The organism is Dietzia sp. CW19, assembly GCF_014145265.1.
GTDB classification, from domain to species: domain Bacteria; phylum Actinomycetota; class Actinomycetes; order Mycobacteriales; family Mycobacteriaceae; genus Dietzia; species Dietzia natronolimnaea.
Window position 1 is genome coordinate 1 of the sequence record NZ_JAALEE010000179.1, and the last position, 1682, is coordinate 1682.

Annotated in this window: 1 protein-coding gene and 1 pseudogene; one reads left to right on the forward strand and one right to left on the reverse strand. The window is 72.2% G+C overall.

All coding sequences use genetic code 11. From position 1 onward, the window contains the following. On the reverse strand, positions 1-1199 hold a 1199-nt coding region (locus G6021_RS06185; protein ID WP_347238923.1), incomplete at its 3' end, for a methylmalonyl-CoA mutase family protein. Between the two features lie 134 nt (positions 1200-1333). Here G6021_RS06185 and G6021_RS06190 point away from each other — a divergent pair. Next, positions 1334-1682: pseudogene (locus G6021_RS06190) on the forward strand (TVP38/TMEM64 family protein); the annotation flags it as partial.

Genomic DNA, 1682 nt, shown 5'->3' on the forward strand with positions numbered 1-1682 from the left:
TCGGCGAGCGAGTCGGTGAGCGACTCGACGTACCAGGATCCTCCGGCGGGATCGACCACATGCCCCAGGTGGGACTCCTCGAGCAGCAGCAGTTGGGTGTTGCGTGCGATGCGCTCGGCGAAGGCCGGTGAGGCGCTCTCCAGGCCCCCGGGCAGGGAGGCGTCGAACGGCAGGACGGTGACGGAGGTGGCACCGCCGACCCCGGCCCCGAACGAGGCGAGAGTGGTGCGCAGCATGTTCACCCACGGGTCGCGTCGCGCCATCATGGCCGAGGAGGTGACGGCGTGCTGAGGCGCATTCCCCGCGTCGGGTGCGCCCAGGAGTTCGGCGACGCGGGCCCACATCAGGCGCCCGGCACGGAACTTGGCGATCGAGACGAACTGGTCGTCCGTGGCGGACAACCGGAACGAGATCTGGCGCAGGGCGACCTCGACGTCGAGCCCCGCCGACATCAGCGCCCGGACGTACTCCAGGCCCGCGGCCACGGCGTAGGCGAGCTCCTGCGCGTCCCCGGCGCCGTCTGCGTGGAATACCGTGCCGTCGGCGACGAAGGTCCGGACGGTCTCCTCGCGCTCGGCCACACGGACGGCGAGGCCGACCGCCGCGTCGAGGTCGACCGATTCCGACGACGCGCCCGCGGCGTACGCGGAGGTGACCGGTGTCGCGCCGAGGTCGGCGATCACCGAGGACCGGTCGGTCACCCCGTCTCCTGCCGACCTGCGCTGGTCGAGCAGCTCCAGGAACGCGTCGGTGACCTCGACGAGGTCCGATCCGGCGTCGAAGGTCACCGGCGCGAGGTCCAGGTAGACGTCCTTGAGGACGGCGGCCACGTCGGCGGCCGGCACCCGCAACCACAGCGCGGACGCGCCCTGGCCGAGAAGGTCCAGGACCGAGGTGTTGACCTCGCTCGGGTCGCCCTTGGCCTCGACCCTGGCGCTGACGTGCCAGCCGTTCTCCGGGAGCCCCGACCGGTCCCCTCCCCGCACGAACGGGAACGACCCCGGAGCCGGGCGCTCGGGCGTCTCGTCGGCGCGCGTGTAGAGGGGGTTCACCTCGATCCCGTCGCGGGTCGTGGCCACGAGGGCGCGCCAGGCGTCCTCGGGCATCTCGGCGGGATCCTTGCGGGCGGCCTTCGCGAGGACGGCTCCCACAGAGGCGTACCAGGAGTGAAGGTCGGGACCTGTGGTCGGACTGGACACCGGTACCTCGTTCTCTTGTGGAGTGAAGGGGGTCACGACGGACTCTAATGCAGCCCCTCCCGCTGTCGAGACGTGACCATGTGTGCGGGGTCACCAGGGGTGGGCTCCGCGATCCCGGCGACTACAGTCGACCCGTGCGCGGACGGGTGATCTGGTGGGTGGCGGTCGTCCTGGCCCTGGTGGTGCTGGCCACCGTCGTCCCGACCCCGGGACTGGAGCAGCTGCGCGGTTGGGCGGATGAGCTGGGCCCGTGGTTCCCGGTCGCGTTCTTCTCCGCCTACGCGATCGTCACCGTGGCGCCGGTCCCCCGGTCGACCTTCACCTATTCGGCCGCTGTGCTCTTCGCTCCCGCGGTGGCGATCCCGTGGTCACTGGTGGCCTCCGGGATAGCGGCCACCCTCGCGTTCGTCGGCGTCCGCCGTCTGGGCCACCGCCGCACCGCCGCGCTGCGCGCGGACCCCCGCGTCGCGGCGGTGGACGCCC